This window comes from Klebsiella sp. 141162 (assembly GCF_050600755.1).
GTDB lineage: Bacteria > Pseudomonadota > Gammaproteobacteria > Enterobacterales > Enterobacteriaceae > Klebsiella > Klebsiella aerogenes.
Genome location: NZ_JAQIRI010000001.1, coordinates 1,201,616 through 1,226,119 on the forward strand (window position 1 = coordinate 1,201,616; position 24,504 = coordinate 1,226,119).

The window sequence follows — 24,504 nt, forward strand, 5'->3', positions numbered from 1 at the left end:
TTAAGTGGTGGACGTCGTTAGCGCGCTATATAAGATTTGCCAACTGCGGCGACGGCGAGTTATCTCACGCCATAGCGCGATGATCTCGTCCAGCTGCAGCTCGTTAACGTCCTGCGGCTTGGCTACCGGTAGATGATAGCGCTGGCGCAGGGCGGCGAGCGCGGTTGCGCTGGCGTCCCGCGCCTGACCGTTCTGCTCAGCCAGCTGGTGTTGTAACTGGCTGAACTCAGCTTGCCCACACAGCGTTAACTGGCGAAGAAAGGTTTTACAGCAGCGTAGTAGATTACCGGCGGAACGGACGGGCGATTGCAGCGCCAGCAGCAGGCCATCGCGATCGGCGATCCGCTGATAACGGCAGCTCACCACGTAGCCAATCTGCTGTTCGACCCGCAGACGCTGGAAGAATTGCGGCTCGCAAAGTAGCGCCAGCAGTTGCAGCGCGGCCAGCGACGCCCCCTCAGGCAATGGAATAAAAACCAGAAGCGCGTTATCTGAGCTGGCGTGAGGAATACGCTGAATACCGCGGCGACAGCCCGCCGAAGAGCGAAGCTCGGCGTTGACCGGGGCGTTGAGCAAGCTCAACAGGCGGGCAACCTGCCGCGCCAGATTGCTGCTGCCGCCTACCATAGCCGCCAGCCAACCCTCCTGCGGCGGAGCGATAGTCAATTGTTCAGGTAATTGTTGCAGTAGCTGGCGAATGGCGATGGTTTCAGGTGCGACTACCGTCCCCGGAGCGGATTGAGATAATCGGCGCATGAGCGCGGTGACGACGCGCTCCGCTACGCCGCCGGATTCAGGTAGCTGTAGAGTAAGCTGCCAGTTGCCGTCCACCGTTTGCCACTCGCCGCTGCCGCCAGCATGGCGAAGTTGCGCGAGCAAGGGACGGATCTGCTGGCTTATCGCCATACCCTGCGCCTGGCTGAGCACGCTATAGAAAGGCTTGCGAACGATCAGCGTCGGCGTTTGATTATCTGCAATGACATGCAGCATTGGGCTGGTCGTTAGCGGCAGTTCAGGTGCCTCAGCGGTCGCCGCCTGCGGATAAAAGCTAAATGCCAGCGGATCCGTCACTATCGTCCGTGGCTGCCAGCGGCTGAGCGGCAAGGTAAAGCCCTGGGTTGCCACGCCATCGCCAGCCGCTATTTTGCGGCAAACCAGCGAAGAGGCCGGCGCCGACAGCAAGCTGGCGCAGAAGCCAGCAAAATCGACGGGCGGGGAATCGGGCGCAAAACCCAATGCCCGCTGGCGGAGCTGTTCGAGCGGGGTCAGTGCGTCAAAACGCCGCTGCGCCAGCTTGTAATAGTGCATCTGCTGTTCAGGCGAGGTGTGCCGCAATGCCTGCAGCCATCGCTCGACATGCTGCTTGATGGCGTCGGGATGGTCGCTGCTGAATACCAGCGCCAGCCAGCCGACGCGTTCATCCTGGTAAAGCCAGTTCAGCGCGACATCGTCCGCGAGCCCGCATTCACGCAGCCCGGCCAGCAGGCTGCCAGGCGCTTCATCCAGTAAGAATTCGCGGAAAGTAGTGACGTTGTCACCTTTTTCGATGAGCGGACAACGCCATACCGTCGGTTTGTCTTCAACGGCCAGTTGAAGATCCACATTGTTGCTAAAATGCGCAGAAGGCGGGCTTTCCGGCGGCAGGCCGCCAGGGAACCCCGCGGCAAAAAAATGGGCCAATTCGGCTAATTCATCAAGCGACTGCGGCCCCTGAAGCCATAGCTGCAGATGGCTGGCGACATAATAGCGCTGGTGAAACTCGCCGAGCGCACTCTGCAACGCAGGCAAGTTTCCGCCCAGCGAATCCATGCTGCCGACCTGAAAACGGCGAAAAGCCGCGGGCGCCGCCATCGCGTGACGGGCCGCGGCTTCACGGCGGGAGGGATCGTGCTGCTGGATAAGCCGGTTTTCCGCATCGATGACCGCCAGTTCCTGACGGATATTTTCAGGCGACAGCAGCGGCGCCCGGAGCGTATCCCGTAGACGGGTTATGCCCTCGGCCAGACTGTTGGCGGCGACCTCGAAGAAATAGGCGCTGTGGCGGGCAAGAGTGGTGGCGTTGACGCTGCCGCCCTGGCGTTGGATCCACGCCATCAATCGCTCATCATCGTGATAACGCTGGCTGCCGCGAAACAGTAAATGTTCCAGCAAATGGGCCAGCCCCGGCAGGGCATCGGTTTCGTGATGGCTTCCGGCGCCCACCTTAACCAACGCCGCCGCACGCGTCGCCTGCGGATGATGAACCAGCGTTGCGCGCATACCGCCTGCCAGTTCCACGATGCGGGTGGCGGTGGTCATCACAATTCCCGGGTTTTATAAATCAGCTGTGAACGGGTGCGGTTGCGGAACTGCAGCTGGCTGATTTTTATGTCGCTGCAGGCCGCTTCGCGCCGCGCTTCGAGGATTTTATGGTGGTGCGGCGATTTGCTGCACACCGGGTCAGCGTTATCGGCATTGCCGGTCAGCATAAAGGCCTGGCAGCGGCAGCCGCCGAAATCTTTCTCTTTTTCATCACAGGAACGACAGGGCTCCGGCATCCAGTCAAAGCCGCGGTAGCGGTTGAAGCCAAATGAGTCATACCAGATCGATTCCAGGCTCTGCTCCAGCACCGACGGGAACTCGACCGGCAGCTGGCGCGCGCTGTGACACGGCAGCGCGGTGCCTTCCGGGGTCACGCTGAGGAATATCGAGCCCCAGCCGCCCATACAGCCTTTGGGACGCTCTTCGTAGTAGTCCGGGGTGACAAAAAGCAGATTGGTCAGATTACCGTTAGCCGCCATTTTGTGTCGGTAATCAGCAACGACCTGTTCAGCACGGGCGATCTGTTCGCGGGTCGGCAGTAATCCCTGACGATTGAGGAACGCCCAGCCGTAAAACTGGCAGGTGGCGAGCTCAACATCATCCGCTTCCAGCTCGATACACAGCTCGATGATTTTATCGATCTGGTCGATGTTGTGGCGATGCAGGACAAAGTTCAGCACCATCGGGTAGTCGCGCGCTTTTACCGCTTTCGCCATCGCCAGCTTCTGCTGGAACGCTTTTTTGTTGCCCGCCAGCGCCGCGTTAAGCACTTCATCGCTGGCCTGGAAACTAATCTGGATATGATCCAGCCCGGCCTCGCTGAAGGCGTCGAGTTTGCTCTCGGTGAGCCCAATGCCCGACGTAATCAGGTTGGTATAAAAACCGAGATCGCGCGCGGCGCGAATCAGCTCCGGCAGATCTTTGCGCGTCAGCGGTTCGCCGCCTGAGAAACCCATCTGCACGCTACCCATGGCCCGCGCCTGGCGAAAGACCTCAATCCACTGTTCGGTGGTGAGTTCTTTCTCCTGCTGAGCAAAGTCCAGCGGGTTAGAGCAGTAGGGGCACTGCAGCGGACAGCGATAGGTCAGTTCCGCCAGTAGCCACAGCGGCGGATTAACGGCGGGTTTATTCTGGCTCACGGAAGATAATCCACTTCTGTTGGTAAGCTATCTGCAGGAATTCGATGACGTCGTCATCGACGCCGCCCGCTTCCGGGAAACGGGCGTTGAGTTCGGCGATTATTTTTGCCGCGTCGCGTTGACCATCGACCAGCTCGAGGATCGCGGCGGCGGTTTCATTCAGTTTCGCCATTCCTTCCGGATAGAGGATCACGTGGCTATCCTGAGCGGCTTCCCACTGCAGGCGGTAGCCGCGACGAAAGGCGATGATTGCGCTCTTTTGCATAGTTATACCAGTCGGGTCGTGTGCCAGGCCGCCTTGTCGGTGACCGTATGATAGGGCGGGCGCTGCAGTGCGTAGGCCATGGTCATGGCATCCAGCATCGACCACAGAATGTCGAGCTTAAACTGCAGGATCTCCAGCATCCGGTTCTGTTTTTCCGCGCTATCGCAGTAGATCTTCGCCAGTTCCAGTCCATGTTCGACGTCGCGATTGGCCTGGCTTAAGCGGCTGCGGAAGTAGTAATAGCCTTCTTCTTTAATCCATGGATAGTGCTGCGGCCAGCTGTCGAGGCGCGACTGATGGATTTGCGGGGCAAACAGTTCGGTTAGCGAACTGCACGCCGCCTCCTGCCAGTTGGCCCGGCGGGCAAAATTGACGTAGGCGTCGACGGCAAAACGCACGCCGGGCAGCACGTGGCGCTCGCTGAGTAACTCATCGCGGCTTAGCCCCACGGCTTCACCCAACTGCAGCCAGGCTTCAATACCGCCTTCCTGGCCGTGACTGCCATCGTGGTCGAGGATCCGCTGTACCCACTTGCGTCGGGTGTGGGGATCGGGGCAGTTCGCCATAATGGCGGCGTCTTTTAGCGGGATATTGGTCTGGTAGTAAAAACGGTTCGCCACCCAGCCCTGGATTTGCTCGCGGCTGGCCTCGCCGTTGTGCATCGCAATATGGTATGGATGATGGATATGGTAGTAGGCGCCTTTTTCCCGTAGCGCTTGTTCAAACGCCTGTGGCGATAGGGTTTCGCGAATCTGCATAGTTAGTCCTGAAGCGTGATAGGCATTCCGTCCCAGCTCACTTCAATTCCCTGTTGCGTCAGGGCGTTACGCTGCGGCGACTGCTCGTTAAGGATTGGATTAGTATTGTTGATATGAATCAGAATTTTGCGCTTCGCCGGGAGCGAGGCCAGCAGCGCCATCATGCCGTGTTCATCGCCAAGCGCCAGATGGCCCATATCTCGACCGGTATTGCGCCCGACGCCGGCAGCCTGCAGTTCATTATCCTGCCATACGGTGCCGTCAATCAGCAGACAGTCCGCTTTTTTCAGCCACGGCAAGAGCGCTTCGTCCGGTTCGCCAAGCCCCGGCGCATAGAATAGCGTCTGGCGGTTGCGTCGGTTTTCGATAAACAGCGCCACGTTATGGCCCGGCAGCGGTCTATCGCGAAACGGCGAGTAGGGCGGCGCATTGCTGGCGATGGGGACGGCGGTAAACTGCAGGTCGGGACAGGCGTCAACGGTAAAACTATTCAGCGGAGTGACAGGATGGTGAATCAGGCCGCCGTTCCAGTGCCGTAACATGGTAAAAATGGGAAAACCCGTGCTGAGATCCTCATGTACCTCCGGCGTGCACCATACCTGATGGGGGCAGCCTTCGCGCAGGCTCAGCAGCCCGGTCGTATGGTCAATCTGGCTATCGGTAAGAATAATGCCGCCAATATGCGTGCCGCGCAGAACGCCTTGTTTATTTAACTCTGGCGTATGGGCAATTTGCTGGCTGATATCGGGAGAGGCGTTACACAGCACCCACTCTTTACCGTTATCGCTCACGATAATGGAAGACTGAGTACGAGCAGTGGCCTGAATCGTGCCATTGCGCAGACCCTGACAGTTGGCGCAGTTACAATTCCACTGCGGAAAGCCTCCGCCAGCGGCGGAACCGAGGACTTTTATAAACATGAAGACGGACCAGATAAAAAAACAAAATGCCCGCACGGACGGCGGGCGGAGCGATTAGCGGTTGGAAATGTACAGCGTCACTTCCAGACCCAGACGTAAATCAATAAAAGCAGGTTTCTTCCACATCGTTTTTTCCTCTATAAAAATGCGACATCAACAACGTCGGTTGTGTCGGTTTTGTGATGGCAATCAAATATTGCCCCTCAGGGGGATAAAGGTCAACCGGCAACATGTAAGTATTTAACCTTGCGTTTACAATATAACCTATTGTTGCCAAACATTTTTTAATACCTTTTGCCAGTTGCCCCACAGCAGTTTATCCAGCACCAATTGTTCATAACCACTATGGCGCAATGCGTTGATTAGCCGTGGTAAACCGCTCACATCGCCCAATTCGTCCGGTAGCGTGATGCCGTCAAAATCGGACCCCAGCGCCACGTGATCGTCGCCCATGATGTTAATAAGATAGTCGATATGGTGAACGATGGTACGCAATGGGGTATCGCTATCGCGTTTGCCGTCGGCGCGCAGGAAAGCGTTGCCGAAATTGACGCCGACCACGCCGCCGCTGTCGCGAATTGCCCGCAGTTGTTCATCGGTGAGATTACGCGGCTGCGGGCATAGCGCATGGGCATTGGAGTGGGTGGCTACCAGCGGCGACGTCGAGTGATGGGCGGTATCCCAGAATGCTTTTTCATTCATATGAGACACATCAATCTGCATCTTCAGGGCATTGGCCTGCTTAATAAGATGGATACCTGCCGCTGTCAGTCCAGGCCCAGTATCCGGGCTACCGGGAAACGAACCATTAACGCCGCTGCCGAAGCGGTTAGCAATATTCCAGAACGGTCCAATGCTGCGTACCCCGGCGGCATAGAAGGCCTGCAGGTCGTGGCCCTCGCCATCAAAACCCCCGGCGCCCTCAATATGCGCCACCATTGCCAGTACATTATCCTGGCGGCAGCGTTCGATATCCGCCGCGCTCAGACACAATCTCAAGCGTCCAGCGGACTGCGCGACAAGTTGCTTCAGGATGGCCAGCTGCTGCCAGAGGATAGCGATCGGCTCCCACCGCTGGCTGGCGTATTGCGGCGCCATACGGGCAATATACTCCTGCGGCGGCACGAATAGCGCGAATAGCCCGCCGGCAAATCCGCCTTGCTGCATGCGCGGATAGTCGAGATGACCGTTCTCAATCCCGGCAAAGAAAGCGGTTGCAGGATCTTCGCGATGGTGAAGCCATAAATTGAGCAGCAGGTCATTGTGACCATCAAAAATCGCCATAGCGCTCCCTCTGCTGGTTGTACTGGAAATGCCTGACACGGTAACTGATTTGTTCGCTGCGGCAAGTGGAAATTCACAACTTAGCAACAATCGCCAAATCTGGCGTTTGTATCACACTGTATCAATCGACAACCCTCATACATGGCGATGCAAAAACACGATAAATCCCACACATGCGGGATACACAGGCCTGATTAACTGTTCACGTACTCGCTTAACGCTTCCAGATAAAAGGTGAAATGAGGATGAACAGATTATCCGCAATCCGTCATGTCAGCGCGGCGGCGCTGTGTCTCTCCGCGCTGTGGTCCGCCAGCGTGTGCGCTGCTGAAGACGCAGGCGCTTTCGACAAGGTGCAACAAATCAACGCCGGGGACTTGAATATCGGTTATGTCGATATGGGGCCACGCGATGGCCAGGCGGTAATTTTGCTGCACGGCTGGCCGTATGATATTCAAAGCTACGCGCAGGTGGCCCCGGCGTTGGCGCAGAAGGGGTACCGGGTCATCGTGCCGTATCTGCGCGGCTACGGCTCCACCCGTTTCCTGTCGGCTAAAACGCCGCGTAACGGTCAGCCATCGGCGATGGCGGCTGATATTGTGCATCTGATGGATGCGCTAAAAATTAAGCAAGCGGATTTCGCCGGCTTTGACTGGGGTGCGCGTACAGCGGATATCGTCGCGGCGCTCTGGCCGCAGCGGGTTAAGTCGCTGGTATCGGTGAGCGGGTATCTGATTAGCAGCCAGCAAATTGGCGAGAAGCCGTTACCGCCGAAAGCGGAACTGTCGTGGTGGTATCAATTCTACTTTGCCACCCCGCGCGGCGAAGCAGGCTACCGGCAAAATACCCATGACTTTGCCAAATTTATCTGGCATCAGGCTTCGCCGCGGTGGACATTCACGGAGGCCACGTTCGCCAATAGCGCGAAAGCGCTGGATAACCCGGATCACGTTGCCGTCACCATCAGCAACTACCGCTGGCGCCTGGGGTTGGAGCAGGGCGAAGCGAAATATGCGGCTTACGAACAGCGACTCGCGAAACTGCCGGCGATTAGCGTACCCACAATTACCATCGAGGGGGAAAACAATGGCGCGCCGCATCCGGCGCCGGATACCTATCGGGCGAAATTCACCGGTAAATATGAGCATCGGGATTTCAAAGGCGCAGTGGGACATAACCCGCCGCAGGAGGCGCCAGCGGAATTTGTTCAGGCGGTTATTGACGCCGATCGTTTATAAGCCTCACCGCGGCGCAAACGCAGAGTTGCGCTTGCGGAGAAGCCGCATATGCTTTTCATGAGCTTATTTTTCCGCAGGAGACGCCTTTGGAACGTATTGACCACATCCTGGTTGTCGATGACGATCGCGATATCCGCGAACTGATCGTGGGTTATCTGGAGAAATCGGGCTATCGCGCCAGCGGCGCAGCTAATGGCAAAGCGATGTGGTCCGTACTTAAAAACCATCAAATCGATTTGATTGTCCTCGATATCATGCTGCCCGGCGATGATGGTTTAACCCTTTGTCGCCAGTTGCGCAATGATGGCCAACAGGATATCCCGGTGCTGATGTTGACCGCGCGTAGCGAAGATAGCGACCGTATACTTGGTCTCGAGATGGGGGCCGACGATTATCTGGTGAAACCCTTCGTGGCACGGGAGCTACTGGCGCGGATTAAAGCCATTTTACGCCGCGCCCGCGCGCTTCCCCCCAATTTACAAATCAGCGAAGCCGGCAGGCTTATCGCCTTTGGCGACTGGCAGCTCGATACCTCAGCGCGGCATCTACTGGACAAGAGTGGCATAATTGTGGCGCTAAGCGGGGCGGAATATCGCCTGCTGCGGGTGTTTCTTGATCATCCTCAACGGGTGCTCAACCGCGATCAGTTGTTGAATCTTACCCAAGGGCGTGATGCCGAACTGTTTGAACGGTCTATCGATCTGTTAGTGAGCCGCCTGCGTCAGCGCCTGCGGGAGGACGCGCGTGAGCCCGCCTATATCAAAACCGTGCGCAGCGAGGGTTATGTGCTGTCAGTGCCGGTGTCGATCCGCGAGGCGCGATAATGAAAGTGTGGCCGGCGTCACTGCAGTCGCGCTTAATGTTGATGATTTTTCTCGCTCTGCTGCTTGCGAATGCCCTGACGCTATCGCTTCTGCTCTACGAACGCATGAGCAGCGCCCGTAGCGTCATGCTGGGCAACCTTGAATACGATGTCGCCACCAGCGTGGCTATTCTTGATCGTCTTCCGGCGCAAGAACGCCCGCATTGGTTGCCGCGTCTGGCGCGCGGTAACTACCGCTATCAGCTGTCTGCTGGACAAACTGGCGACTATCCCACCAGCTGGCGTACCCGCGATGCGGTACGCTCGTTACAGGAAGCTCTGAGCGGTCGCTATCCTGTGAGTATTGTCGCCGTCCCTGGACCGCGCGAACATATTCAGGCCCACGTGACCCTGCGCGACGGCGCGCCGCTGAGCATTGACCTGTGGCCAAAGCTGCCGGCCATCGCGCGTTGGCTGCCGCTGGTGCTGGTCGCGCAGTTTCTGTTACTGCTATTTTGCGCCTGGTACGCCGTCCGCCAGGTGGTTGCGCCGATGGCCCGTTTTACCCGCGCCATTGATACGCTGCAACCGGCTACTCCGGCGGCAGGGCCGCTGGCCGAGAAGGGGCCGCAGGAGGTGCAGCGCGCGGCGCGCGCCTTCAACGCGATGCAAAAGCGAATACAGGACCATTTGCAGGAGCGCGCGCGGATCCTGGCGGCGATCTCTCACGATTTACAGACGCCGATTACCCGTATGAAGCTAAGGGTCGAGATGGCTGACCAACCGGCACTCCGCGATAAGCTGTTACAGGATCTCGATAGCATGACCCGACTAGTTCGTGAAGGCATCGCGCTGGCACGATCGGCCGAACCGCTGGCAGAAGCGCCGCAGCGGATGAGTCTCAATGCATTACTGGATAGCATCGCCTGTGATTATGCCGACATCGGTAAAGCGGTCAGTTTTCATGCCGCTAAAGGGGCGGACGTCATGGCGCTTCAGCCGCAGGCGCTGCGGCGAATCATGAGTAATTTAATCGATAATGGGCTGAAATACGCCGAAAAGGTAGAAATCAGCCTGAGTTATTCGCCGAATGGCGATGTTATCATTCACGTTGCTGATGATGGCCCCGGCATCCCGGAAGAAGAACTCACCGCCGTACTGCAGCCGTTCTATCGCCTCGAGCAGTCACGTAATCGCGATACCGGCGGTACCGGTTTGGGGCTGGCAATCGCCGCCCAGCTCGCCGGACAGATGCAGGGAAGTTTGACCCTGCATAATCTGCAACAGGGCGGTCTTGAGGCGCGGGTACGTCTCAATACCGCCGCTTTGTATCTTTCTGTATCCACGTCAACTGCAGATAAATCCCTATACTAAACCGCCGTTTCACGGACATATCCGCCATACAATCGCCTGTTGTAATGCTGACGTTGCCACTTCGGCAACGTTGCGAAGGAGAATGATCATGGCTGTTGTGATTGCATTTTTGGCCGGTATGTTGACGCTGCTCAGCCCCTGTACCTTACCGGTGATCCCGCTGGTGTTTGCCAGCGTTAGCGGGCGTAGGGGACAACTGATCTTGTTGTTGTTCGGTATGGGGTTGATGTTTACCGCTGTGTCGCTGCTGGCCACGGCGGCAACAGGGTGGTTAGTCAATCTGACTATCGTTGGGCGTTGGCTGGCGCTGGGCTTTTTGGTCGTTGTGGCCATCAGTTTGCTGTCATCACGCGTTGCAGGCTGGCTCGGATCGCCAGCGGTGGCGCTGGGTAATCAACTTAACCAACAGAGCTATCGTTATGGCAGTGGGCTCGCTTCAGTGCTCGCCGGACTGGCGATTGGACTACTTTGGGCGCCGTGCGCGGGACCGGTGCTGGGGGCGATATTTAGCCTGGCGTTGTTGCAAGGAAATTCAGTGACGACCGGCATCTTGCTGCTTTCCTATGCCAGCGGATGCGCGCTGATGTTGCTGCTATTGGGGTGGTTCGGCGCGCGGCTGATTTCCTGTCTGCGCGGTGGTCAGGTGATAAGTGGGCGGTTGCGCCAACTGGCTGGCGTGGCGATGCTGGCCGCGGTGGCGTTAATCGCCAGCGGCAGCGATCGTTATCTGCAGGGCGCCAGCGGTTTAACCCATCGTCTGGAGCAGCGGCTCAGCGCGTTTATGCCGCAGGATCCGCAACGGGTTCGGCTGGAGCCGATCGTCGCGCCGCGGCCAACCAGCGCTATGCCGGATTTGCACGGCGGCACCGCATGGATTAATAGCCCACCGCTTACCAAGGCGGCGTTAAAGGGCAAGGTGGTGCTGATTGATTTTTGGACCCGCGATTGCATCAACTGTCAGCATACGCTGCCTTATGTACGGGCGTGGGCCAATAAGTATCGCGATGCGGGGCTGGTGGTGATTGGCGTACATACGCCGGAATATCCGTGGGAACGATCGTTGCCGCAGCTTCGTGAAGCGGTCAGCCAGCGGCAGCTAAACTATCCGGTTGTCGCGGATAACAACTACGCCATCTGGAATGCGTTTGGTAATCAGTACTGGCCGGCGCATTATTTCTTCGACGCGCGGGGACAACTGCGCTATACCGCCTTTGGCGAAGGCGGTTATGCCCGTCAGGAGCAGGTGATCCAACAACTGCTGCGCGAAGCGCGGACGTGAGAGGGAAATAAAAAAGCCGATAACAGCAGTTATCGGCTTTGCAGGACACTCGCTAATCGGCAGCGTCTTATTTCGCCAGCAGTTCCTGGGCAGTGCGTTCAACGAGGCTCAGCAGGACCTTCACATCCTCCAGCGTTACCACCGGGTTGAGCAGCGTCAGCTTCAGGCAGGTTACGCCGTTATGCTCGGTCACGCCGACGTTGGCGCGGCCGGACTCCAGCAGGGCGTCGCCCACGCGCTGGTTAAGCAGGGCGATCGCGGCGGTATCGCTACCAGCCATTTGCGCCGGACGTGAGCGGAACAGCACGCTTGCCAGCTGCGGCTGCATGACCAGCTCCAGCGTTGGTTGAGTCTGAATGAACTCCGCGACGTTTTTCGCCATCGTCACGCCATGATCGATGATTGAAGCGTACTGTTTCTTCCCCAGTGCCTCAAGCCCCATCCACAGCTTCAGCGCGTCGAAGCGGCGGGTGGTCTGCAGCGATTTGGAGACCAGGTTCGGAACGCCGTGTTCTTCATCAAACTCGGAGTTCAGATAGGCCGCCTGATAGCGCATCAGCTCGTAATGACGCGCCTCTTTCAGCAGGAAGGCGCCGCAGCTGATGGTCTGGAAGAACTGCTTGTGGAAGTCCAGGGTTACTGAATCCACTAACTCCAGGCCGTCGAGGTAATCGCGATACTGCTCGGACAGCAGCAGCGCGCCGCCCCACGCGGCATCAACGTGCAGCCAGATCTGGTGCTCCGCCGCGATACCGGCGATATCACGCAGCGGGTCAATCGCGCCCGCGTCGGTGGTACCGGCGGTGGCGACGATGGCCATGATCTGCTCGCCGTTGGCCTGCGCTTGCGCAATCTTGGCCTTCAGGTCGGTGACGTCCATACGGGCGAATTCATCGGTTTTCACCAACGTGACCGAGCGGTAGCCAAGCCCCATCAGCGCCATGTTCTTCTGCACCGAGAAGTGGGCGTTTTCCGAGCACAGCACTTTGTACTGCCGAATGTCGCCCGGAATACCATCCTGCTGGATGGAATGCCCCTGACGAGCGAAGAAGGCGTCGCGCGCCAGCATCAGGCCCATCAGATTGCTCTGGGTGCCGCCGCTGGTGAAGACGCCAGCATCGCCAGCCGGATAACCGACCTGCGCGCGCAACCACTCGATCAGTTTCATCTCGATGATGGTCGCCGACGGACTCTGATCCCAGGAGTCCATGCTCTGGTTGGTGGCGTTGATCAGCACTTCCGCCGCCTGGCTGATAACCAGGCTCGGGCAGTGCAGGTGCGCCACGCACTGCGGATGATGCACCGACAGGCTGTCTTTCAGGAAGTACTCGATCGCACGTTCAATCGCCGCCTGGTTGCCCAGACCCTGTTCGTTAAAATCAAGGGTGATGCGCTCACGGAGTTCATCAACGCTTTTCCCCTGATACATTTCAGGTTGTTGCAGCCACTGCGCAACCGCCTGGCTGGTCTGGGAAATGACCTGCTGGTAAGCGTCAATGCTTGCCGCGGACCCAGCCAGAATCGGATTCAATTTGGACATTGCGGTCACTTACTCCACTCAGACCGGTTTTACGCCGGCGGCCAGCAGGGCCTGTTCAAACTTATCGAGGAATACTTCCAGCTCCGCATCGCTAATCAGCAGAGATGGCAGCAGACGCAGTACGCAACCGTGACGGCCGCCGCGTTCCAGGATCAGGCCCGCTTCGAAGCATTTCTTCTGCAGCAGCGCGGAGAGTTCACCGTCAGCCGGGTAGCAACCCATATGATCCTGCGCCTCGTTCGGCTTCACGATTTCGATACCGATCATCAGACCGAGACCGCGAACGTGACCGATAACCGGATAGCGTTTCTGCATTTCCGCCAGTTTGCCTTTCAGCCACTCGCCCTGGGCGGCGACTTTGTCGGCAATCTTGTTATCACGCAGGTGGCGCAGGGTGGTCAGGCCGGTGGCCATCGCCAGCTGGTTGCCGCGGAAGGTGCCAGTATGGTGGCCAGGTTCCCAGGCATCGAACTCTTTCTTAATGCCCAGAACCGCCATTGGCAGACCACCGCCGACGGCTTTTGACATCACGATGATGTCCGGCTCGATGCCGGCGTGTTCGAAGGCGAAGAATTTACCGGTACGGGCGAAACCTGCCTGAACTTCATCGATGATCAGCAGAATGCCGTGCTCTTTGGTGACTTTGCGGATGCGCTGCAGCCACTCAACCGGCGCCGGGTTCACGCCGCCTTCGCCCTGTACGGCTTCAAGGATGACCGCAGCAGGTTTGCGAACGCCGCTTTCCACGTCGTTGATCAGGTTTTCGAAGTAGTAGGTCAGCGCTTTCACGCCCGCTTCGCCGCCGATACCAAGAGGGCAACGATACTGGTGCGGATAAGGCATAAACTGGACTTCCGGCATCATGCCGTTGACCGCCGCTTTTGGCGACAGATTGCCGGTCACGGACAGCGCGCCGTGGGTCATCCCGTGATAACCGCCGGAGAAGCTGATCACCGCCGTACGGCCGGTGTATTTTTTCGCCAGCTTCAGCGCGGCTTCAACGGCGTCAGCGCCGGAAGGACCGGTGAACTGCAGGCAATACTCTTTCCCTTCGCCCGGCAGGCAGGAGAGCAGGTATTCAGAGAAGCGATCTTTTAACGGTGTTGTCAGATCGAGGGTATGTAACGGCAAGCCGCTGGTAATGACACTTTGGATGCTCTGCAGTACTTCAGGATGATTATGGCCCAGAGCGAGGGTCCCGGCGCCGGCGAGGCAGTCCAGGTACTGTTTGTTATCCGCATCGGTCAGCCAAACGCCTTCGGCTTTGGTGATGGCGAGCGGCAACTTGCGAGGGTAACTCCTGACATTCGATTCGAATTCAGCCTGACGGGCCAAAAAGGTTTCGTTGTTCGCGTCCAATAAATCTGCACTTAAAGTATCAATACGGACTTTATCCGTCATCATATCACTCCCACAACCAGCGTTACGTTTGAACTCTGGTTGAATAAAAAGGTTTAGAAAATTGAATCGGCATTCATAAAGCGCGCACAATATATGGCTTTTTAAATCCGCATTCAATCTTTAATTTATGGCGCTATTTTGACGTCATTATTACATACAGGGGTGTCAATATAATTAGCTGATTTAAAAGCTAAATTTCGATTGTTTTTAAAACCATGGAAAGTGTAATTATTAGTGAGAAAGTCTATATATTTTTATTACCGCTTCGCTGAATGACTGACGGAAATACTTCCGTCAGTTTTATGGTTACTTAACGCAGTTCAACCGCATAATTTGCTAAAGGTGTTACTTTTTTCACCAACTTATTGTTATATAAAAATTGTTCATACGCGTCATAGCGGGGCCTATCTAACGCTGCCGGATCGGTAGCGAACAGCGGCACGCTCTGCAACCACGCCTGCTGATTCAGTTCGGTATTGAGTTCCGGATGCTCTTTAGCAAACCGCTGCCAGGTTTGCTGCGGATGGGCGCGCAAATAGCTCACGCCCTGCTGTAATGCGTCGAGAAACTTTTTGATTTTAGGGGCGTTGACCTCGGCCTTGTTTGCCACGATCACCAGTTCGTCGTAAGCGGGCACGCCATAGTCTTCCACGTTCATGACCACCGGTTTTTTGCCCTGCAGTTTGAGTTCCAGCGCTTCGATATTGCGATAACCGCCGATAACGGCATCAACCTGGCCGGCCAGCAGAGCGCTGGTGAGCTGGAAGTTAACGTTGATCAGTTTGATGCTGTCAGGGTCGATGTTGGCGTGCTGCGCCATGGTGGCCAGGGTCGCCTGTTCAATACCGCTCACCGAATATCCCACATTTTTACCTTGTAGATCGGCCGGAGATTTGATGCGCGGATCCAGCGCAATCACTGTGTTCAGCGGCGAGTGGATCAGCGTACCGACTCGAACCAACGGCAGTCCTTCATCGGCGAAGAAGTGAACCTGCGGTTGATAGGTTATCGCTAAATCCGCCTGGCGAGCGGCAACCAGGCGCGGAGGGAGCGCCGGGTCGGAAGGGGGGATGATGTTGACATCCAGCCCGGCATCCCGAAAGGCGCCAATCTGTTCCGCCACCATAATGGGCGCATGATCCGGGTTGATGTACCAGTCCAGTACCAGGGTCAGCTTTTCATTTGCCGATGCCTGACCGGAAACCAGCAGAGTGAGGCCGGCCAACAGAGGTATACGCATATCTCTTCCTTATTATCTGTTGATAAGTTATTCCGGCGACCAGTCGATCAGCCGGTGCAAAAAGGCGTCGACCGCCAACCACAGCGCGATGGTCAGCAGCACTAAAATGAACAAGGCGGCGAAGCAGATATCGGTTTGCAGGCGGGCATTGGCATTCAGCATTACGTAGCCGAGTCCCTCGGCGGAGCCGACCCATTCGCCAATAATCGCGCCGATGGGGGCGACGGCGGCGGCCATCCGCAGGCCGGAACCTAGCGCGGGTAGCGCCGCCATGAGCCGGACATGGCGCAATTGAGCGCCAAAGGAGGCGCCCATGGTACGGGCCAGATCGAGATAGTCGCGATTGACCCGTTGCAGACCATCAAAGAAAGCCGAGGTAACAGGGAAGAAGATAACCAGCACCGCCATCATGACCTTGGCGCTCATACCAAAACCAAACCACAGCACCAGTAGCGGTGCGAGGGCGAAGACCGGAATGGCCTGGCTGGTCAGTACCAGCGGCATCAACCAGCGTTGTAATCGCGGCGACATGGTCATACAGAGCGCCAGCACCATACCGAGCGCGACGCCGAGCGCCATTCCGCTGAGAATTTCGCTTAGGGTGACCAGAGTGTGGCTGGCCAGATAGCTGCGGTTATTCCACAGCGCTTCAGCGACCGCCGCCGGAGAAGGTAACAAAAAGGCGGGAATGCCGCTGTTGCTCGCCAGTTGCCAGAGCAACAGTAGACCACAAAAGACGCTGCTCCCGCGCAGTAACTTGCCCCTCATCCGTTCGCCCTCATCAATTGCTGCAGCAGCTGCGCCTGACTTGCCAACAGCGCGCCATCATCCGGTGCGCGAGGCGGAGCGCCACTTAAATGATGGCTATCATCAATTTCACCATCAGGCGAAAGCACCAGCAGCCGATGGCTGAGGCGGCAGGCTTCCATCGGGTCGTGGGTAATGAGCACCACGGTTCGTCCGGTCAGTAAGCGCGCGGCCAGGCTCTGAATGCGTGTGCGGGTGAGGGTATCGAGGGCGGAAAACGGTTCATCCATCAGCACAATGGGGCGATCTTCATAGAGGGTGCGCGCCAACGCCGCGCGCTGGCGCATCCCGCCGGACAGCGCGGCAGGGCGATCATCAGCGCAGGAGGCCAGTCCTACCTGCTCAAGAAGCTCGTTGACGCGGGTGTTGTCGACCTTCTCACCGCGCAGCCTGGCGCCGAGGGCGACATTTTCCCGCACGTTAAGCCACGGATAGAGCAGATCTTTTTGACCCATCCACGCCAGTCGCGTAGTGACGGGAAGGCCATCGCTGGCGACAACGGTTCCGCGGGTTGGCGTCGCCAGCCCGGCGATAATACGCAACAGGCTGGTTTTGCCCGCGCCGCTGGCGCCAAGGAGCGACACCCATTGCCCGGCGGCAATATCAAAGGCGAGATCGCGAAAGATAGTCCGTGTGCCAAAGCGCAGGCATAAATCGCGAACGTGAATGCCTGGCGCCATCACGCCTGGACCTGCCCGGCGGCATTCAGACCCATCTGCCAGAAATTGCCTTCCAGCCGGGTAGCGGTAGTAAATATGTCGCTCAGTCCGGCGAACCGTGATTCCGCGCCGCGCTGTTGCCAGAGGGTTTCCAGCAGGCCGATCGCCGCGTTGACGCCCTGAAGATAGCTCTCGTCCCCGTAGTTGCGGATCCATGAAGCATAGGGATTATCGTGCAAGTTGGTTTGTGGGTTGTGCAGCAGACCGAGCCCGATTTCCGCGTAACCCGCAACGCAGGGCAGCAGCGCCGCCAGCAGATCCAACGCGTCGCCGGCGTGGCCGATATCCAGAACGTAGCGCGTGTAGTTGACGGTTTCCATCGCTTCGCTTTGCAGGGCCATAGCGTCTTCATTCAGCCCCCATTGCTCGCAATAGCCCACATGTAGCGGTAGCTCAGCAAGGATGGCATTCATCGAGGCGGCGGCGGCGCGCATCTCCGGCAACGTGCGAAGTTTGCTGACCAGCAGGGCGTAGCTGCGAGCGAAGTGGATCAGGAACAGATAATCCTGGGTTAAATAATGACGAAAGGCTACCTGCGGCAGCGTGCCCGCGGCTAATTGCTGGAGGAAGGGGTGCGATACGTAGCGTTGCCACTCGCCACCGGCCTGCTCACGCAGTCGACCGTAAAGACCTTGGGTAAAAGCGGGAATCATCATGGGACCTCCTGAAAATAAGGGGAGATCCGGGCGTGCAGAAGTGTGAACAGGTAAAAACTGAAAACTGGCGAACATGCCGACCCGTCCCTTCGCTGGCATGACCCAGATCAGGTTCAAAGGGTTCGGTTTTTACGCCATCTCAGCCCTCACGGGACACCCCTCGGTTGCGACATGTTATACGTCATTCACTTTTTGATTACAACGGTGACAAGGTAAAAAGCGTCGATAGTAGTGACACTGTCACATTTGAGTGGTTATGCGCCAGATCGATAAATAACATTTATCAATTTGTGTGATTAACCACGCTTTTTTATCCAAAAATAAGCAAAGTAAGGCGAGGGTAAGTTGGCGAAGAACAAGGGCTTACGATATATTTTTAGCACATTCCCTTAATATCCCCTTATGAATGCGTCAGTGCTGGAGACCGCATGAAGCTGGCAGGCCTTACTCTTTTACTGATGCTTGCCCTTGCGCCTGACGTGTCTCGAGCCGCCCAATTGTTCGATCCTGAAGATGGCATGCTTGATATGAGCCAGTATCTGCAGGATAACCCGTACGGTTTTTTGCCGGTGCCGGTAATGATCACCGAGCCGGCTATCGGCTACGGCGGCGGTCTGTTTGGTTTATTTCTGCATGGTAAAGGCTCCCGCGAGGGCGATCGTTTTATTCCACCAGCGCTAACCGGGTTCGGCGGCGGCGGGACGCAAAATGGCACCTGGTTCATCGGGGCCGCGCATCGCCATACGTGGAATCACGACCGGATTCGTTACCTGGTTGGCGCGGGCTACGCCAATGTCAATCTCGATATCTATTCGGGCGATATTGCCGGTTTTAACAAAAATGTGGCGGTGCAAACCCATACCAAAGGTTTTGGCGGTTTACAAAAGCTGTTATTCCGCGTGGGGGACTCGCCGGTTTTTCTTGGCGCCTCGCAATTCTATGCACATACCGATGTGACCGCGGACAATCAGGTGATTAACAAGGTGTGGCAGCGGGTGCTGGGGGAGAAAAGCACCTCTTCGGCGTTGGGCGTGGTGGCGGAATATGACACCACCGATAATTTTTTCTACCCTAAGAAAGGGTTATCGCTACAGGGCGAGTACCGTTTTTACCGCGCTCTGCTTGGCGGCGACTATCATTACAATCAGTTGTCGCTGGATGGTAAATACTTTATCCCGCTGGCGCCGACCTTAACCCTGGCGCTGGCGGCGAATTATCAGTCGCTAACTCATCATGACAAGCACTTGACGCCAATGGCCCGGCCTTACATCGAACTGCGTGGCATCTCGCGTTTTCGCTATCAGGGCGATTATGTCGCTGTCGCCCAGACACAACTGGCCTGGCAATTTGCGCCGCGCTGGATCCTGCAGGGTTTTGTCGGCGTCGGTAGCGCCGCTGACGAAGCCGGGGCGTTGTGGCAGCAAAACGAAGTGGCGTGGGGCACCGGTTTTCGTTATCTGGTCGCCCGTCAGTATGGATTATTTACCGGCGTCGATGTCGCCTTCAGCGAACACGAACAGGCGGTCTATTTTAATGTGGGTTCCGGACTGTAAAGGTACATATAAAAAATGAGATGGAAAACAACCGTCATTACGCTGCTATTAACCTCTGGCGCCGTGTGGAATGCCTGTGCGGCGGAAAGTGACGACAGTGATAGCTACTTTCCCATATGGGGCGACGAAGCCCGCGCCCGCGGTTATTCCATTCCGCTGCCGTTTGGCGTCAATCTCAGCTATATGAATATGCGCCAGGATATTATGGTCGACAGCATCACCTTTTCCGGACTGAAGCTGGGTAACCATCCAATCCCCAGCGATATGTTCGCCATTGACGCCGGACACACGCGGGAGAAGAGCAAAACTGAGAACCTGCGTCTCGATATGTGGGTATTTCCATTCCTTAATGTCTACGGAATTTTGGGCCACACCCGCGGTTCGTCGGTGTCGAATGTGTCGGTCGATGCTGACCCGACGCAATACCGCGGTCTGGATCGCATCATCGCCGGCGCGGTGCATAACCTCAACCAAAGCGGCGAGTTGCAAAACATCGATTTTGTCCTTGATTTCAAAGGTACTACCTGGGGGGGCGGGTTCACGCTGGCTGGCGGCTATGAGAACTGGTTTGCCCTCGTCGATACTAACTACACCCGCACCGATTTTGATATTCTCGACGGCAGCATCTCTGCCGTGACAGTGTCACCTCGCGTGGGTTATCGATTTGATCTACAGGGGATTTCTGGCCCTTCGCATCTCAGCGTGTGGGTTGGCAGTATGTATCAGGACGTGCAACAGGAGTTCAAAGGCAACCTTGCTGATTTGCATATGCCGCCACAGCTGCAACCATTGATTGCCGCGGTCAATAAAGACGGCGACGGCAAGTTTGATGTCAAACAGAAACTCACTTCACCGTGGAATATGCTGATCGGCGCCCAGTACGAAATCACGCGTAACTTCAATGTGCTAACCGAATTTGGCTTTAACGAGCGCAATAGTTTCTTTGTCGCTGGCGAATACCGTTTTTGACTTAACGGCGCGTAGTCATCGGCGAGTATGATGCGCGCTGTTTTTGTGTGGTGGAGAACGCTTTTGATGCGTAAGAGTTTGTGGTGGTTATGGGCAGCCGCTTTTTCGGTATTTGCCCAGGACCCGGTATTACCGACGATTCCCGTTAATCATGTCAGCCCGGTAGTGGGTGAACTGTCACCGCCGGAATCGCTGCGCCCATGCTGCGCCTTCGGGTTCGATCTGCGGGTGCGCGCCATTGGCGTGCCGATCCCGGTTTATCAGATTGGCAATGTGCTGACGCTCGATACCTTAGGTGAGCATCATTACAACGATAGCGCGCTCGGCGCGGTTAAAAATCTGATTGGCTTAAGCGATGAGCACAATGGCCTTATCTATACCCGCCGCGGCGGCTTTATTGATATTGCCCATGTGCGCGATACCGCTGATTACACCTTCTATTTATTCAGCCGAATTTATCCCACGCTCGGCCAGCCAGGACGTATCTTTTACAGCGAGGAGCTGGGCGTCCGCCGCGTCCAGTTAAATGCCTTTACGCCGCCGGCTTCAATGCCGCAGCGATATACGATAGCCGCGTGGCTTGCCGGCCATCTGGCCTTTGAAATTGCGCAATGGCATGAGATCGCCCAATGGTATGGCTTCCAATCGGTTCCGGGCTTTTCGGAAGAGATTTCCGCCTTTTCGCCGGAGGATCTCTACTCCAATCTGCTGGGCGCACGTCTGGCGATCAACGTCATATTGCAAGGGCAAGCCGGTTCGGTCGATGCCTACAACCGGGCGATGGAAGCGGCGTTAAAACAGGCGTTGGTCAAACTGCTGGTCGCGCCGCAAAGTGAGACGGAACGGATGTTTCGCGAGATTGACGGCGACTGGTGGAACAGTAAGCGCAGGGTACCGGACAAATTTTTGGTACTGAAGCGGAATTACGATCTCAGCGAAAATCGCCTGCCAACGCCGGTTCCTTTTGAACGCACGCCGCCGTATCGTCTGACGATGCCAAAGGAAGTTGCCGGGTTTACGCTCGCTGAACTAGGTCAACTGCAAATCCATCCAGGGCAGGATATGCAGTCGCTACCAGCACCGCAAAATTTTTATTCTCCGCAGCAGTTCCAGCAGCTTGCTGATAAAGCGCAGCAGGCGGATGCCATTCAACTGCAGCGTATTGAAAAATAACTAACGATTGGTCACTGCTGGCTATACTCAATCAAACTAATCCCCCCGTTGAGGTAGCATCAGACCATGGTATTTGTCGTTCCGCGCGCGTCCTGGCTACTGCTGGCGGTGCTATTCGTCAGCCAGGCAGGCTATGCCCTCGACGGCAGTCGGCTAAAGCAGCGTGCGGACGCGGTGCTCACCTTAATGAGTTATACCGTGGTGCCTGATGTAACCGCCAGCGACCTGAATATTGGTTCCGGCGCCAATGAGAAAAACGAACTCACCATCACCCAATTCGGCGGCGGCGCAACGCTGAGCAACAGTTTTCCTCTCTATCTGGAAGGCACCATGGGTTATAGCCGCTACGACCCACAATTTGTAATCAGCGATGGCGACCAAAGTCGTACCATCCCGACCAAATGGAACAGTCTGACCGCCACCGGCGGCGTCGGCTGGGACTTTCCGTTGTATCAGGACCGCTGGGGCGGAAAACTGGTACTACGGCCTATCTTCAATATGATGCTGGGCACCATGGCCAGTGATGCGCGTCTTGGTCGCTGGGCGCTCGAACGTAAAACCGATGCCGATATTCGCTTCCTCGATGGTGGACGACTGAACGCCTATGGGTTGGGCGGGTCGCTAATGCTCGATTATGAACTGTTTTCCAAAACGCAGGATATTGATATAGAGGCGCGCTATTCCGCGATGAATTTACAAACCTTCGGTAGCACATCTGAAGCGGTACAGGGGCAGGCCAGTGCCGAAAATCTGGGTATCTACCTTCGCCGACGCGCGCCGATTGCCGACTGGACGCTGCTGAAAAGCCCGGTGCGCTATGTGCTGGAAGGCGCCCATACCATGTATCTCGGCGACCAGCGCGGTGAACTCGGCTTTGATAGCCTGAGTTCGCTTGGTATTGGTCTGGAACTTGACAGTAGCCAGTATCCGGTATTTATCACCCGCACCCGACTGGTGGCCCGCTACATGTTCGGTAATAACACCGAAGGTTATGGTCTCGGTTTAGCAATGAGTTTCTGAGTGCTATTGCCCGTTTTCGTGATTGCGTTATTTTTTCATTTTTATTGGCAATATTTTCTTCGCTGATTCGTCTACCTCGATACATACATTTTAATGAGGTAATTGACGATGAGAGATTTTGAACGACACGGGCATCATCACCAGGGTTTTGGTCGCCATAGACTGGCGCGACCGCTGATCATCGGCGTGGCGATTGTTGTGGTACTGAGTCTGGTCGTGATGTCGCTATGGAACGCCTTGCTGCCGGCTATCTTCGGGGTGAAAAGCATCGGTTTCTGGCAGGCTTTGGGGTTGCTGGCGCTGTGCCGTATCTTGTTTGGCGGTTTAGGTTTTCATCGCGGTATGTTTGGTATGGCGCAGGCGCGTCGACGCATGCATGAACGCTGGATGACCATGACCCCGGAGCAGCGAGAGGAGTTTGCTCAACGTTTTGGTCGCCACGGACATCACGGCCGCTGCGGCTGGCATGAACGTCGCGGCGGGCAACCGACTGACGATAACACCTCGGCGAAGACGCCGGATGCCGAGTGAACGAGGTAAACAACACGATGGCGGGGGAATCACGGCTGTTGTCTGCGCTTGCCGCCTGTCGTGCGCGTTTAAGGGCGTTTATTCGCGGTAGAACCGCCGTACGTGACGATGCCGATGACATCCTGCAGGAAGTTACCCTGCAACTGATGAAAGTCGAGCAACCGGTGGAGAACGTGGCGGCATGGTTATTCCGGGCGGCGCGTAATGAAATGACCGATCGGTCGCGCAAGAAGCGCGAGTTGCCATTAACATTCGACAGCGATGAGGATGGCGATGGCGGCTCTGCCGAGGATGAGCTGGCGGAAACGCTGTTTGGCGTCGCGCAGACGCCGGAGGAAGCATACCTTAAAGAACTGCTGTGGGAGGCATTAACTGAAGCGCTGGCGGAGTTGCCGCCGCTGCAGCGAGAAGCCTTCGAGAAAACCGAACTGCAGGGCTATAGCTACAGGGAGTTGGCGGCAGAGAGCGGCGCCAGCGAGCAGGCGTGGCTGTCGCGTAAACACAAAGCGGTACTCTTTCTTCGCAGCCGATTGCGAACGCTTTACGATGAACTTACCTCGCCTTAACTCATGCCCGGCGGCATATCGCGCCGGGCTTTATTGTATCCTTATTTCTATAACAGCGTCGCCAGCCACTCGGCGAAGACGCGCACCTTGCGTGATACATGACGATGGGGATAGATAAGCGATAATTTTCTGGAGGGAACCGGATTATTCGGCAGGACCTCAACCAACTCCCCGCTCTTCAACCAGGGGTGCAGGAAAAGATCCAGGCCCTGCATAATGCCTAGCCCAGCCAAACCGGCGGCGATGTACGTCTCTGAATTATCCACCACCAGTTTGCCGGCCAGCGCAAGAGTCTGCGGTCCGGCGTCAGTCTGAAACACCCAGCGCATGGTCTGATGATTACTGTTATTCAGCCAGTTGATCGCCTGATGATGCTGCAGGTCGTCAAGGGTTGTGGGAACGCCGTGTTTCGCCAGGTAAGCCGGGCTGGCGCAGGTTTTCATACCGACGGTACCGAGATGACGTGCGATATAGTCACCGTCTTCAAGTTCGCCGATGCGCAGAACGCAATCGAGGCCCTCACGAAGCATATCCCGCCGCCGGTCGGAGCTGCTCAGCACAATTTCAAGCTCCGGATGCTGATGATAAAAGGCGGGGAGATTCGGTACGACCACTAACTTCGCCAGGGCGATAGGCATATCGACGCGCAGTTGACCCTGCAGCGGACGCTGCGGGGCGAAAGATTCCATCAGCTCGTCGGCCTGCGCCAGCAGAGGTTTACTACGACGATAAAACGCCTCGCCATCAGGGGTGAGGTGGATCTGTCGGGTGGTACGCTGCAGCAGCCGAACGCCGCAGTGCTGCTCCAGCTGCTGTAGCGCTTTCGTGACCGCCGGGCGGTGGATCTGCAGGTTCTCGGCGGCGCGCGTAAAGCTGCCAGACTCGATGATCTCGATAAAAATCTTAATAGATTCAAAAAGATTTAAGTTCATTTGTGCCGATGCGCTCCGATGACAACATGGTATTTCT

At 56.7% G+C, this 24,504-nt stretch carries 24 protein-coding genes and 1 riboswitch; of the genes, 10 read left to right on the forward strand and 14 right to left on the reverse strand.

The window, feature by feature from the left end; translation table 11 throughout:
- The 7 genes from pqqF to PGR23_RS05640 all read right to left on the reverse strand — a co-directional run bounded on the left by pqqF (position 1) and on the right by PGR23_RS05640 (position 6,667).
- Entirely contained in the window at positions 1-2,298 is a 2,298-nt protein-coding gene (gene pqqF / locus PGR23_RS05610; protein WP_396279673.1) for a pyrroloquinoline quinone biosynthesis protein PqqF, read from the reverse strand.
- Entirely contained in the window at positions 2,298-3,440 is a 1,143-nt protein-coding gene (gene pqqE / locus PGR23_RS05615; RefSeq protein ID WP_020078732.1) for a pyrroloquinoline quinone biosynthesis protein PqqE, read from the reverse strand. Before pqqE ends, pqqF begins: the two co-directional genes overlap by 1 nt.
- Positions 3,427-3,705: a pyrroloquinoline quinone biosynthesis peptide chaperone PqqD gene (gene pqqD / locus PGR23_RS05620; RefSeq protein WP_015366526.1), complete on the reverse strand. Its 279-nt coding sequence runs from the start codon at positions 3,703-3,705 to the stop codon at positions 3,427-3,429. The genes pqqE and pqqD overlap by 14 nt, the downstream gene beginning before the upstream one ends.
- 2 nt (positions 3,706-3,707) lie before the next feature.
- Positions 3,708-4,463 (reverse strand): pyrroloquinoline-quinone synthase PqqC, encoded by a 756-nt coding sequence (pqqC, locus tag PGR23_RS05625; RefSeq protein ID WP_063415353.1) that lies wholly within the window; start codon positions 4,461-4,463, stop codon positions 3,708-3,710.
- A 2-nt stretch (positions 4,464-4,465) separates the two neighbouring features.
- Entirely contained in the window at positions 4,466-5,383 is a 918-nt protein-coding gene (gene pqqB / locus PGR23_RS05630; RefSeq protein ID WP_213797189.1) for a pyrroloquinoline quinone biosynthesis protein PqqB, read from the reverse strand.
- A gap of 54 nt (positions 5,384-5,437) precedes the next feature.
- Positions 5,438-5,509 carry a pyrroloquinoline quinone precursor peptide PqqA gene (gene pqqA, locus PGR23_RS05635; RefSeq protein ID WP_002905689.1) on the reverse strand — a complete coding sequence of 24 codons (72 nt, stop codon included), beginning with the start codon at positions 5,507-5,509 and terminating at the stop codon, positions 5,438-5,440.
- A 138-nt stretch (positions 5,510-5,647) separates the two neighbouring features.
- Complete coding sequence (locus PGR23_RS05640) at positions 5,648-6,667, reverse strand: dipeptidase (protein WP_396279674.1); 1,020 nt, start codon at positions 6,665-6,667, stop codon at positions 5,648-5,650.
- A 245-nt stretch (positions 6,668-6,912) separates the two neighbouring features.
- Here PGR23_RS05640 and PGR23_RS05645 point away from each other — a divergent pair, with 245 nt between their 5' ends.
- From PGR23_RS05645 to PGR23_RS05660, 4 genes are all read left to right on the forward strand, one after another.
- On the forward strand, positions 6,913-7,905 hold the full coding sequence (locus PGR23_RS05645; RefSeq protein WP_396279675.1) for an alpha/beta fold hydrolase: 993 nt from the start codon (positions 6,913-6,915) through the stop codon (positions 7,903-7,905).
- Between the two features lie 86 nt (positions 7,906-7,991).
- Entirely contained in the window at positions 7,992-8,729 is a 738-nt protein-coding gene (locus tag PGR23_RS05650) for a response regulator (RefSeq protein WP_045394241.1), read from the forward strand.
- On the forward strand, positions 8,729-10,081 hold the full coding sequence (locus PGR23_RS05655) for an ATP-binding protein (RefSeq protein ID WP_396279676.1): 1,353 nt from the start codon (positions 8,729-8,731) through the stop codon (positions 10,079-10,081). The genes PGR23_RS05650 and PGR23_RS05655 overlap by 1 nt, the downstream gene beginning before the upstream one ends.
- 88 nt (positions 10,082-10,169) lie before the next feature.
- Entirely contained in the window at positions 10,170-11,360 is a 1,191-nt protein-coding gene (locus tag PGR23_RS05660) for a cytochrome c biogenesis protein/redoxin (RefSeq protein WP_315710535.1), read from the forward strand.
- A 67-nt stretch (positions 11,361-11,427) separates the two neighbouring features.
- On the opposite strand, the gene PGR23_RS05665 is transcribed toward PGR23_RS05660, so the two are convergent.
- The 6 genes from PGR23_RS05665 to tenA form a co-directional block, all read right to left on the reverse strand.
- Positions 11,428-12,909, reverse strand: a complete 1,482-nt coding sequence (locus PGR23_RS05665; protein WP_163350955.1) for a pyridoxal phosphate-dependent decarboxylase family protein — start codon at positions 12,907-12,909, stop codon at positions 11,428-11,430.
- Between the two features lie 9 nt (positions 12,910-12,918).
- Entirely contained in the window at positions 12,919-14,304 is a 1,386-nt protein-coding gene (locus PGR23_RS05670) for a diaminobutyrate--2-oxoglutarate transaminase (protein ID WP_047048511.1), read from the reverse strand.
- Between the two features lie 307 nt (positions 14,305-14,611).
- Entirely contained in the window at positions 14,612-15,541 is a 930-nt protein-coding gene (locus tag PGR23_RS05675; RefSeq protein ID WP_396279677.1) for an ABC transporter substrate-binding protein, read from the reverse strand.
- A gap of 27 nt (positions 15,542-15,568) precedes the next feature.
- The gene (locus PGR23_RS05680; RefSeq protein ID WP_063415347.1) at positions 15,569-16,309 is read right to left on the reverse strand and encodes an ABC transporter permease; all 741 of its coding nucleotides are present in this window, start codon (positions 16,307-16,309) and stop codon (positions 15,569-15,571) included.
- Complete coding sequence (locus PGR23_RS05685; RefSeq protein ID WP_063415345.1) at positions 16,306-17,031, reverse strand: ABC transporter ATP-binding protein; 726 nt, start codon at positions 17,029-17,031, stop codon at positions 16,306-16,308. The genes PGR23_RS05680 and PGR23_RS05685 overlap by 4 nt, the downstream gene beginning before the upstream one ends.
- Positions 17,028-17,723, reverse strand: coding sequence for a thiaminase II (gene tenA, locus PGR23_RS05690; RefSeq protein WP_047048500.1), 696 nt, complete (start codon positions 17,721-17,723; stop codon positions 17,028-17,030). Before tenA ends, PGR23_RS05685 begins: the two co-directional genes overlap by 4 nt.
- A 67-nt stretch (positions 17,724-17,790) precedes the next feature.
- Positions 17,791-17,894, reverse strand: a riboswitch (TPP riboswitch).
- A gap of 257 nt (positions 17,895-18,151) precedes the next feature.
- Here tenA and PGR23_RS05695 point away from each other — a divergent pair.
- The 6 genes from PGR23_RS05695 (at position 18,152) to PGR23_RS05720 (ending at position 23,535) form a co-directional block, all read left to right on the forward strand.
- Complete coding sequence (locus PGR23_RS05695) at positions 18,152-19,276, forward strand: BamA/TamA family outer membrane protein (protein ID WP_047079146.1); 1,125 nt, start codon at positions 18,152-18,154, stop codon at positions 19,274-19,276.
- 15 nt (positions 19,277-19,291) lie between these two features.
- Positions 19,292-20,245 (forward strand): hypothetical protein, encoded by a 954-nt coding sequence (locus PGR23_RS05700; protein ID WP_045394266.1) that lies wholly within the window; start codon positions 19,292-19,294, stop codon positions 20,243-20,245.
- 66 nt (positions 20,246-20,311) lie between these two features.
- Positions 20,312-21,418, forward strand: a complete 1,107-nt coding sequence (locus tag PGR23_RS05705; protein WP_047079147.1) for a DUF4056 domain-containing protein — start codon at positions 20,312-20,314, stop codon at positions 21,416-21,418.
- A gap of 66 nt (positions 21,419-21,484) precedes the next feature.
- Positions 21,485-22,438: a hypothetical protein gene (locus PGR23_RS05710; RefSeq protein ID WP_047079148.1), complete on the forward strand. Its 954-nt coding sequence runs from the start codon at positions 21,485-21,487 to the stop codon at positions 22,436-22,438.
- A gap of 108 nt (positions 22,439-22,546) precedes the next feature.
- Positions 22,547-22,969, forward strand: coding sequence for a hypothetical protein (locus PGR23_RS05715; RefSeq protein WP_032714542.1), 423 nt, complete (start codon positions 22,547-22,549; stop codon positions 22,967-22,969).
- 17 nt (positions 22,970-22,986) lie between these two features.
- On the forward strand, positions 22,987-23,535 hold the full coding sequence (locus tag PGR23_RS05720; RefSeq protein WP_045414211.1) for an RNA polymerase sigma factor: 549 nt from the start codon (positions 22,987-22,989) through the stop codon (positions 23,533-23,535).
- 47 nt (positions 23,536-23,582) lie between these two features.
- On the opposite strand, the gene PGR23_RS05725 is transcribed toward PGR23_RS05720, so the two are convergent.
- Positions 23,583-24,467: a LysR family transcriptional regulator gene (locus tag PGR23_RS05725; protein WP_289577639.1), complete on the reverse strand. Its 885-nt coding sequence runs from the start codon at positions 24,465-24,467 to the stop codon at positions 23,583-23,585.
- Positions 24,468-24,504 lie beyond the last annotated feature (37 nt).

What these genes read in the sequence shown, in the direction of transcription:
- pqqF (WP_396279673.1), bottom strand. Translation starts at nt 2,298, where the DNA reads ATGACCACCGCCACCCGCATCGTGGAACTGGCAGGCGGTATGCGCGCA.
- pqqD (WP_015366526.1), bottom strand. Translation starts at nt 3,705, where the DNA reads ATGCAAAAGAGCGCAATCATCGCCTTTCGTCGCGGCTACCGCCTGCAG.
- pqqC (WP_063415353.1), bottom strand. Translation starts at nt 4,463, where the DNA reads ATGCAGATTCGCGAAACCCTATCGCCACAGGCGTTTGAACAAGCGCTA.
- pqqB (WP_213797189.1), bottom strand. Translation starts at nt 5,383, where the DNA reads ATGTTTATAAAAGTCCTCGGTTCCGCCGCTGGCGGAGGCTTTCCGCAG.
- PGR23_RS05640 (WP_396279674.1), bottom strand. Translation starts at nt 6,667, where the DNA reads ATGGCGATTTTTGATGGTCACAATGACCTGCTGCTCAATTTATGGCTT.
- PGR23_RS05645 (WP_396279675.1), top strand. Translation starts at nt 6,913, where the DNA reads ATGAACAGATTATCCGCAATCCGTCATGTCAGCGCGGCGGCGCTGTGT.
- PGR23_RS05655 (WP_396279676.1), top strand. Translation starts at nt 8,729, where the DNA reads ATGAAAGTGTGGCCGGCGTCACTGCAGTCGCGCTTAATGTTGATGATT.
- PGR23_RS05660 (WP_315710535.1), top strand. Translation starts at nt 10,170, where the DNA reads ATGGCTGTTGTGATTGCATTTTTGGCCGGTATGTTGACGCTGCTCAGC.
- PGR23_RS05670 (WP_047048511.1), bottom strand. Translation starts at nt 14,304, where the DNA reads ATGATGACGGATAAAGTCCGTATTGATACTTTAAGTGCAGATTTATTG.
- PGR23_RS05675 (WP_396279677.1), bottom strand. Translation starts at nt 15,541, where the DNA reads ATGCGTATACCTCTGTTGGCCGGCCTCACTCTGCTGGTTTCCGGTCAG.
- PGR23_RS05680 (WP_063415347.1), bottom strand. Translation starts at nt 16,309, where the DNA reads ATGAGGGGCAAGTTACTGCGCGGGAGCAGCGTCTTTTGTGGTCTACTG.
- tenA (WP_047048500.1), bottom strand. Translation starts at nt 17,723, where the DNA reads ATGATGATTCCCGCTTTTACCCAAGGTCTTTACGGTCGACTGCGTGAG.
- PGR23_RS05695 (WP_047079146.1), top strand. Translation starts at nt 18,152, where the DNA reads ATGAAGCTGGCAGGCCTTACTCTTTTACTGATGCTTGCCCTTGCGCCT.
- PGR23_RS05700 (WP_045394266.1), top strand. Translation starts at nt 19,292, where the DNA reads ATGAGATGGAAAACAACCGTCATTACGCTGCTATTAACCTCTGGCGCC.
- PGR23_RS05705 (WP_047079147.1), top strand. Translation starts at nt 20,312, where the DNA reads ATGCGTAAGAGTTTGTGGTGGTTATGGGCAGCCGCTTTTTCGGTATTT.
- PGR23_RS05710 (WP_047079148.1), top strand. Translation starts at nt 21,485, where the DNA reads ATGGTATTTGTCGTTCCGCGCGCGTCCTGGCTACTGCTGGCGGTGCTA.
- PGR23_RS05715 (WP_032714542.1), top strand. Translation starts at nt 22,547, where the DNA reads ATGAGAGATTTTGAACGACACGGGCATCATCACCAGGGTTTTGGTCGC.
- PGR23_RS05720 (WP_045414211.1), top strand. Translation starts at nt 22,987, where the DNA reads ATGGCGGGGGAATCACGGCTGTTGTCTGCGCTTGCCGCCTGTCGTGCG.
- PGR23_RS05725 (WP_289577639.1), bottom strand. Translation starts at nt 24,467, where the DNA reads ATGAACTTAAATCTTTTTGAATCTATTAAGATTTTTATCGAGATCATC.